Consider the following 8,548-nt stretch of genomic DNA (forward strand, 5'->3'; position numbering starts at 1 on the left):
CTAAATTTAATGAATTGTAAACTTAAGCCGTATGTAAGGGTCTCGTATACGGCGGTTCGCAATCCATCTTTCCAGTCGCTCTTTACACCAACTGAGACTATTCCGTACTTTAGGGATAGGCTACCTGTTTTCTAGGGAATCAATCACTCATTAACGAAAATTAATGCTCCCTGTATAATTTCCAGAAGGACTGCCTTCAGTCCTTCCCCACTTGTGAGACCTATACAGTTTTATGCAACTCGTTTCTCGTGGGCACTATGATCCCGAGGCTTCGGGGCTGACTTCTCTGCTATACCAACTCGTGATTACAGAGACCTCCTTTGGTAGGATAAATACCCTTCGGTCTAAGCCCGCAGAATCTACATAGATGCTCTTTAAAGCTTTGGGCTTTGTAAAGATGCGATACACTGAGTTTATCGAAGTGTGATTACTTACCCGAGCAACTATGCCTCATATTCTGTTCCTACTTGGCCTGTCCTGAGCGTAGCTGTAGGGTCGGTTCAGACTTTTGTAGCCTCACTTACTTCACTTCTAAGGTCACCCTTAACACCCTTGCGGCTTACTAATGCGTCAGAACCTTACCTCCGCGCATTGGGGACTTTCACCCCTTGGGACAGTCTTGTAAAAGAACTATATTTACCATTCAAGGCACACACAATGGCTATAGGTAATACGGGCTCAAGTGCTAATATGAAAGTAATTACATTAAACAAACTTTTCGGTAAACGGATAGTGAAGTGCCTTGAAATCCCGCACTACACATAGCCAAGACCGCTGTGCATAATGCGAAAAATCAAGTGCGTAATCAGTAAAATTTCGTTCTGAAAGCCAACCGCAAAGTCAAGCACATTTCATTTTTTTCGTGCCTCAAAAAATAAAAAGAGCTTAACTTTTCCCACCGCACAACTTATCAAATTATTTTCATCACTTCCTTTTCGACCCCAAAACCCAAAATTCGACTTCAATAACTAATTTCTAAAAAGGAAGACATAGCTCTAGATCTTTGCAAAGGATTTAAAACAAATTTTTTGTAATGAATAGAATTTTAATACTCTTTTTAGTAACTCTTAGCACAAGATTTGTATTTGCTCAAAGCAATGAAGCTGATGCTCAAATTCAGTTCCAGTCATTTCAGGAAATTCTGAAATATGCCGATGAACACACCATACAAATCCAAAGTGCTGTCATATACGAGCAAATTGCAAGCACCAAAAAAAAGGAAGCTAAGTCTTATTTATATCCTTCCGTAAATGCTAGTGCAGGATATAACAACAATCTAACCTTGCAACCTACTTTGGTTCCAGCAGAATTCTTTGATACCAATGCGACTTCAGGAACTTTTCGAGAATTAACATTTGGACAACAACACGTTTATTCTACCGGAATTCAAGCACAATGGAATATTTTAAACTTCCAAAAGATGTTTGCTTCTCAAACGGCTAGCATAGTCGCAGAACAAAGTGAAATTAGCACCCAAAAAAGTAAACTTAATGCCTATAATCTGTTGGCTTCAACGTATTATTCAATTTTGCTAACACAGGAAACTATTGTTATCTATGAAAAGAACCTAAAGGTTTCAGAAGCAATTTATAACAGTACAACACAAAAATTTCAAAAAGGAATCATTAGTGAAGAAGCTCTCAATTTGGCTGAAATTAAACAATTACAAAATCACAAAAATTTACAACAAGCAAAGCGTAATCTTAGCCGATTTTATACGCAACTGCAAAGTCAGTTAAATACCAACCAACAAATTACCATTTCAGATACTTCTCAAAATTTCAGTTCAACAAGTACAAATATTGAAATCATCCATCCTGAAATTACTTGGCAAGAAATGGAAGTTGATAAACAAAAATCGCTTCTAAAAGAAAAGAAAGCATTGCTTTTACCTAATCTAAGTATTAACTATCAATACAACAACAGTTGGGCAACCGATCGCTTTACAGATTTTTCAAACGCTAACGAATTGCCACAACAATATATTGGCGCAAAGCTCAATATTCCAATCTTTAGTGGCTTTTCTTCTCGATCAAAAATCAAGAAATCAAAATTAGAACTGCAACAACAAGAATTGCAAATGGAGAACACAAAATTGGTAAAGCAAAACGAAGACGATTTGTTGCTTTTAGATGTCAATCAATATGAAGAAGAATTGGCTGAAAACACCAAAATTATGGTGCTCCGCCAGAAAAATAATGTGCACGCTGAAAACAAGTACAATAGCGGTATTACAAGTTTAAACGAACGTTTAGACAGTTATGAAGATTTGCTAAATGCACAGAACAACTACTTACAAAGTCTTGCTTCATACACATTGGCGAAGTATAAATTGCATATCAGACAAATTGACTTAAAAACTAACAACTGAAAACAAAAAAATGAAACATAACAGAATTACTTCTTTAGGATGTATGCTCTTAGTAATAATGCTATTGTCATCGTGTAATAGCAAAGAAACAACATCACCGATACGTAAAAATATTGAAGATGCCATTTTTGCCAGTGGTTATATAGAGCAAGAAAATCAATATACAGTATCTGCCAGTGCAGATGGAATTCTAACCACAATACCAGTAAGCGAAGGCGATATTATAACTAGTAACACAACGATAGCTGTTATAAAAAGTGATGTGCAAAACAATCAAGTAGCAGATGCCATGGCTGTTTACAACGATGCATTAAACAATGCTTCCGAAAATGCCTCGCAATTACAACAAATACAGACAAAAATTAATCAAGCACGAGAGCAGTTAGCTTTAGATAAAGCCAATTACGAGCGTTATAAAGATTTACGAGTAAAAAATACTGTTTCGCAACTTGATTTTGAAAAAGCCGAATTGCAGTACAATGCGTCGCAAAACAATCTTCTTGTATTGCAGAATAATTACAAAGAAGCAGCATCTGATTTAAAACTAAATGAAAAGCGAAGTTTGGTGCAGGTCAATACACAAAAAGCAATGCTTGATGATTACAGGCTTACTACATCAATATCGGGAAGAGTAATCAATGTTTTCAAAAAGCAAGGGGAACTGATTCGAAAAGGCGAAGCTGTTGCTGAAATTGGAAGTGGTGCATTTATCATCAAACTATTTGTTGCTGAAGACGACATTAAAAAAGTGAACTTAGAACAAGCAGTTGCAGTTCATCTCAACACCAATCCAGACAAAGTATTTAATGCAAAAGTTTCAAAAATATATCCTTCATTTAATACAACAGAACAGTCCTATGTTGTAGAAGCAAAGTTTGATCAATTGCCTGAAAAAATATTTTCTGGTTCACAACTTCAAGCAAATATTGAAACTGGCAGCAGCAAAAATGTGCTTGTTATTCCTTCATCCTATATGTTAAGAGAAAGCTATGTACTACTTAATAGTGGTGAAGAAAGAAAAGTAGTGGCTGGAAGAAAAAACATCGATTGGACCGAAGTGATTTCAGGTATTACTGAGCAAGACATTATTGAAAAACCAAAAAAATAGGCTATGAATACCAACCAAAGAATTGCAAAAGTACACCTTACTTCAAGGTTCAGGCAATTGCTTGTGGCGATATTGAGCGTAAGCTTTGGTATCTCTATGTACATTGCTATGAACAGTTTTATGGCAGGCGTAAATAATATACAAACGCAGATTACTTTTACGGCAATGGCACACATTAAGATTTACAATGATTTGCCTGCTAATGTAGAACCAATATTGCCTATACCTAAAGATAGTAATACGGTTTTAATGGTAAATAATGCCAGGAATATTCAATATACACAAGGCATTAAAAACGCAGATGCCATTAAAAATGATATTCTGAATATGCCCGAAATAACTGGTGTTGCCTTGCAACTCAACCAGAATGTATTTATACGAAATGGTGTTTCTAAAACAAGTGCATCACTTTCTGGTATCGAAACTGTGAATGAAAACGCACTTTTTCAAACATCAGAATATATTATCGAAGGCGATATCAGCGAGCTAGACAAAAGGTCTGACGGTATTATTCTAGGAACAGGATTGGCGCGAACCATTGGAGTAAATACAGGCAATACTATTTCTATAACAACTTCGGATGACGTTTCTAAAACCTTTAAAGTTATAGGTCTTATTGAGTCCGGCAACAAGGGGGCAGATAAAACACGAGCATTGATTTCCATTCAAACCGCAAGGCAACTGTTTTCTAAGAACAAAAGTTACGCAACCGATGTGCTAGTGAATACCAATAATTATAATAATGCCCGACTTGTTTCAGAAAAAATAAGCAAACTAACGGATTATAAAGTAGAGTCTTGGCAAGAAGGAAATGCACAGTTGGTATCTTCAAGTTTATTGAGAGATATATTGGCTATTGCAGTTTCTCTAACCATATTAATCGTAGCTGGATTTGGAATTTATAATATTATGAATATGACTGTCAATGAGAAGATAAAAGAAATTGCGATACTAAAAGCAATGGGATTTAATGGAAAAGATATTATTGAAATTTTTTTAACACAGTCGGTAGCCATTGGGTTAATAGGTGGTTTAATTGGCTTGGTATTAGGAAATATAATTGTGCAGATTTTAGACAGCGTACCATTTAACATTGCTACACTTACCACATTACCTGTTGATTACAAATTAAGGGACTATATATTGGCATTTTTATTTGGTGTGATTATCACGTTAATCGCGGGATATCTTCCATCTCGCAAAGCGTCAAAAGTGGACCCCGTAGAAATATTAAGAGGCTAAAAAAATAAAAACGAATGAAGGCAATTTCTATAAAAAACTTAAACAAATATTTTCACGACCCAGTAGAATTTCAAGTCTTAAAGGACATTTCTTTTGACGTAAACAAAGGTGAATTTGTATCTATTATCGGGAAATCGGGTTCGGGTAAATCTACCTTATTATACCTGCTGTCCACAATGGATACAAAATACGACGGGAACATTATAATAAACGACACTAGGGTTACTGGGTTAAAACAAAATCAACTGGCCAAGTTTCGTAACGAACAAATCGGATTCGTTTTTCAGTTTCACTTTTTGTTACCAGAATTTACCGTTTTAGACAATGTCATGTTACCAGCCTTAAAACTAAAGAAAAAAAGTAAGGATGAAATTGAAGCAGAAGCCATTGAGTTGTTATATCTGTTAGGTCTTAAAGGACAAGAACATAAAAAAGCATCTAAAATATCGGGCGGACAACAACAACGGGTGGCCATTTCAAGAGCCCTTATTAATTCGCCATCTATTATTATGGGCGATGAGCCAACAGGTAACCTCGATTCTAAAAATACACAGATAGTTTTTGATGTATTCCGTGAATTGGCAAAAGAACGTGGCCAAACCATAATAGCTGTTACCCACGATGATGAATTTGCAGCCAATTGCGATCGTATTATCGAACTGTCTGACGGTAAATTAATCAGTCAATAGCAACAAAAAAATCAATATATAAAACATGATAAAATGAAAAATTTAAGAAATGTAGTTGTACTAATAGCTATTGGTCTATTTAGCTTAAACAGTTTTGCCCAGTCAGATGTATCCGGTGAATATATTATCGGTGAGAAAAATACAGTTGTCAAAATAGGACAACACAATGGTATTTATAATGGGAAAATTATCTCTTCGGGTAATCCCAACGCTGAAATTGGAAAACTAATACTTAAAGAACTCAAGCAAACAGAAGGCAAATGGAAAGGGAAACTATATTCACCAAAACGAGAAAAATGGTACGATGCTGAATTTATTCCAAAGGATAATTCGCTTGATGTTAAAATAAAAGTCGGCTTTTTTAGCAAAACAATGGAATGGATAAAAAAATAAATATGAGCTGTTTTTACAAAAAAACGACCGTGCAAAAAGCAAGTATTATTATTTTTTTCTCTTTTATTTTTCTGAATAATGGGTATTCACAAGATTTCAAATTAGCTGGAATTCATTATGTTAATTACCCGAAATCTAAAATAAAAGATGTTTCAAGGAGTCAAGAAACTTTGTTTCAGGAGTTTGGTGCTTTTGTAAATTTTCCGAAGAAACTAAAAAATGATAAAACAACATTGATAAATAGTTTTGGTTATGGTTTTGTGGAAGCTACTATGTATAATTTTACACAACCTCAAACCAATGAATACGAGATAAAGCTACAAGAGTTTTACTACAAATTAATGCTTTTACATAAATGGAATGAAAAATGGAGTTTACTTGTTAATTTAAAACCTACACTCGCATCAGACTTTAAACGAAAGTTAAGTTTAGACGATTTTGTTTTTCAGGGCGCTGTTATCGCAACAAGAAAAATTAATGATAAGTTTAAAATTGGTGCCGGTGTTGCGAGCAGCATACGATGGGGTAGCCCCAGAGTGATACCAGTTGTTAATTTGCATTATAACAACAATAGGCACAATGTAAATGCAATTTTACCAATAAATTTCAAATATACTTATTCGCTATTTCCTGATGAAAAATTAAAACTTGGTGTGAAGTATGCCCGAAACGGAGCTGGTTTTAATATCTCTGACGATAATTTGCCCGATGTTGATAAAATAAATTATTCGCGAGCAAATATTGGGGTTCTCACCAATTATCATTTAACTAAAATACTCCGCCTAGAAGCTTATGGTGGAATAAGTACAGGACGAATTTACGATGTGGTTGATTTTAATAAAAATGTATATAAATTTGGTTCTCAAGCAGCTCCGTTTTTCAATATTGGGATTGTATTGGTTTCGCCCAAAAGAAAATAAATGCATTTAGAGTTAAGATTTATAATGGAATAATTCAATATATTACTAACTATGTTTTACTGGAAAAAGAAATGACAAAAAGTATTCGAAAATTTTTAATACGCATTGTTTTGGTGTCGTTGTATGCCATTCTTGTAATGAAATTGGTGGCATTTGCTATGCCTGATACTATTGAATACAAATCACATATTCCTAAACATTTATTTTTGTTCTTTTACCTTCTTTTCTTCAATTTAAATACAGAAGGCAGCTTGTTTTTAGACCGATACTTGAATAAAAAATTATCATGGTTTGATTTTCTTAAAAAACGACTATTATTTCAGTTAAGCTTTGTTGTACTGTGGACATTTATAAGCATTGGACTACCTTTTATTGCTTGGTATTTTATCAATGAACAGTCCTTGGTTTACCCAGCCGCACCTGTTATTATATTTATTGGTTCCGTAGTTTTTTTGATTGGCTTCATTGGTATTTCTATGGCTATTAATTTCTTTAAGCAATGGAAGAAGTCTTTATTGGATGCGGAACATTATAAACAGGAAAAACTCAAGGCGGATTATCAAGTTTTACAGAATCAGGTCAATCCACATTTCTTGTTCAATAGCCTGAATGTATTAATCTCAGAAATAACACACAATCCAAAAACTGCGGTTGAATTTGCACGTAAACTATCGAAAGTGTATCGTTATGTATTGCAAAGTAAAAATCAGGATTTAATAACTTTAAAAAAGGAACTTGAATTTATTCAATCCTTTATTTATTTGCACAAAGTCAGAATTGGTGATGCTTTAGAATGTGCAGTACATATTTCAGATGAAGTATTACAAATGCAATTACCGCCTTTAACCTTGCAAATTTTAATTGAAAATGCCATTAAGCACAATGTTGCAAACGAAGAAAATGTGCTAAAAATTTCAATTAAAAGCGCTGGCAATAGTAAGTTAATAGTTAGTAATAACCTTCAAATTATTGAAAATGTAGATTCGACGTTCACAGGCTTGTCAAACCTAAGCAAGCGATTTGAATTGCTTAAAAAAGAGGGCTTTACCTATGGTAAAAAAGAAGAAGAATTTGTAGTAAATATTCCTTTAATTGATGAATAAAATGTTAGAAGTATTAATTATAGAAGATGAAATTCTAGCACAACGATTGCTAAAAGAAACCTTGCGGGAAATTACTATTAAAACTGAAGTAGTTGATTGCTTAAATAGTATTAAATCTGCTGTTAAATGGTTTCAAAACCATCCACATCCAGATATTGTTTTATTGGATATTCAATTATCTGATGGATTAAGCTTTGAAATTTTTAAGCAAGTAAAAGTTGAAAGTACAATTATATTTACTACCGCTTTTGATGAATACGCTATACAGGCATTCAAAGTAAATAGTATTGATTATCTGTTAAAACCAGTTGAAAAAGACGAGTTGCAAACTGCTTTTGAAAAGTACCATCAATACAATACTCAATTCATTCAAGAAAAGAATTCCAATATAGATTTTTCTGAACTTGCTTCTTTAATTAAAAGTGAAAAGACTGAATATCGAAAACGTTTTTTAATTCAATCTAACGAATCTTTTTTTCATTTGCCTGTTGGCGACATTGCACTATTTTACAGTATGCAAGGAATTACTTTTGCAGTAACTTTCGAAAAAAGAGAATATCCAGTTAATTTTTCACTCGAAGGTTTAAAAGAACAATTAAATCCCGACAATTTTTTTAAAATAAATCGTCAATTTATAGTGAATATTGACGCCATTAAAAGAGTTCATTCTTATTTTAATGGAAAACTAAAACTTGAAATGGAACCTTCACATATAGAAGATA

At 33.7% G+C, this 8,548-nt stretch carries 8 protein-coding genes; all 8 read left to right on the forward strand.

Translation table 11 applies throughout. The features are described 5' to 3' along the window. Positions 1-1,033: 1,033 nt before the first annotated feature. Positions 1,034-2,371: a TolC family protein gene (locus CXF67_RS02815; protein ID WP_102087364.1), complete on the forward strand. Its 1,338-nt coding sequence runs from the start codon at positions 1,034-1,036 to the stop codon at positions 2,369-2,371. 10 nt (positions 2,372-2,381) lie between these two features. Next, on the forward strand, positions 2,382-3,479 hold the full coding sequence (locus CXF67_RS02820; protein WP_102087365.1) for an efflux RND transporter periplasmic adaptor subunit: 1,098 nt from the start codon (positions 2,382-2,384) through the stop codon (positions 3,477-3,479). A 3-nt stretch (positions 3,480-3,482) separates the two neighbouring features. After that, a complete protein-coding gene (locus CXF67_RS02825; protein WP_102087366.1) occupies positions 3,483-4,721 on the forward strand; it encodes an ABC transporter permease in 1,239 nt (412 codons plus the stop codon). Between the two features lie 14 nt (positions 4,722-4,735). Next, entirely contained in the window at positions 4,736-5,410 is a 675-nt protein-coding gene (locus tag CXF67_RS02830) for an ABC transporter ATP-binding protein (protein WP_102087367.1), read from the forward strand. A gap of 33 nt (positions 5,411-5,443) precedes the next feature. Then, the gene (locus CXF67_RS02835) at positions 5,444-5,803 is read left to right on the forward strand and encodes a DUF2147 domain-containing protein (protein WP_102087368.1); all 360 of its coding nucleotides are present in this window, start codon (positions 5,444-5,446) and stop codon (positions 5,801-5,803) included. A gap of 2 nt (positions 5,804-5,805) precedes the next feature. Continuing rightward, on the forward strand, positions 5,806-6,723 hold the full coding sequence (locus CXF67_RS02840) for a DUF6268 family outer membrane beta-barrel protein (RefSeq protein WP_145990353.1): 918 nt from the start codon (positions 5,806-5,808) through the stop codon (positions 6,721-6,723). A 269-nt stretch (positions 6,724-6,992) separates the two neighbouring features. Next, positions 6,993-7,826, forward strand: a complete 834-nt coding sequence (locus CXF67_RS02845) for a sensor histidine kinase (RefSeq protein ID WP_180957873.1) — start codon at positions 6,993-6,995, stop codon at positions 7,824-7,826. A gap of 1 nt (position 7,827) precedes the next feature. Next, on the forward strand, positions 7,828-8,548 hold a 721-nt coding region (locus CXF67_RS02850), incomplete at its 3' end, for a LytR/AlgR family response regulator transcription factor (protein ID WP_180957874.1).

It is taken from the genome of Psychroflexus sp. MES1-P1E (genome assembly GCF_002836055.1).
Taxonomy (GTDB): Bacteria; Bacteroidota; Bacteroidia; order Flavobacteriales; family Flavobacteriaceae; genus Psychroflexus.

Bases quoted from the DNA above. Each gene is read 5' to 3' on its own strand.
- CXF67_RS02815 (WP_102087364.1), top strand. From the start codon at position 1,034: ATGAATAGAATTTTAATACTCTTTTTAGTAACTCTTAGCACAAGATTT.
- CXF67_RS02820 (WP_102087365.1), top strand. From the start codon at position 2,382: ATGAAACATAACAGAATTACTTCTTTAGGATGTATGCTCTTAGTAATA.
- CXF67_RS02825 (WP_102087366.1), top strand. From the start codon at position 3,483: ATGAATACCAACCAAAGAATTGCAAAAGTACACCTTACTTCAAGGTTC.
- CXF67_RS02830 (WP_102087367.1), top strand. From the start codon at position 4,736: ATGAAGGCAATTTCTATAAAAAACTTAAACAAATATTTTCACGACCCA.
- CXF67_RS02835 (WP_102087368.1), top strand. From the start codon at position 5,444: ATGAAAAATTTAAGAAATGTAGTTGTACTAATAGCTATTGGTCTATTT.
- CXF67_RS02840 (WP_145990353.1), top strand. From the start codon at position 5,806: ATGAGCTGTTTTTACAAAAAAACGACCGTGCAAAAAGCAAGTATTATT.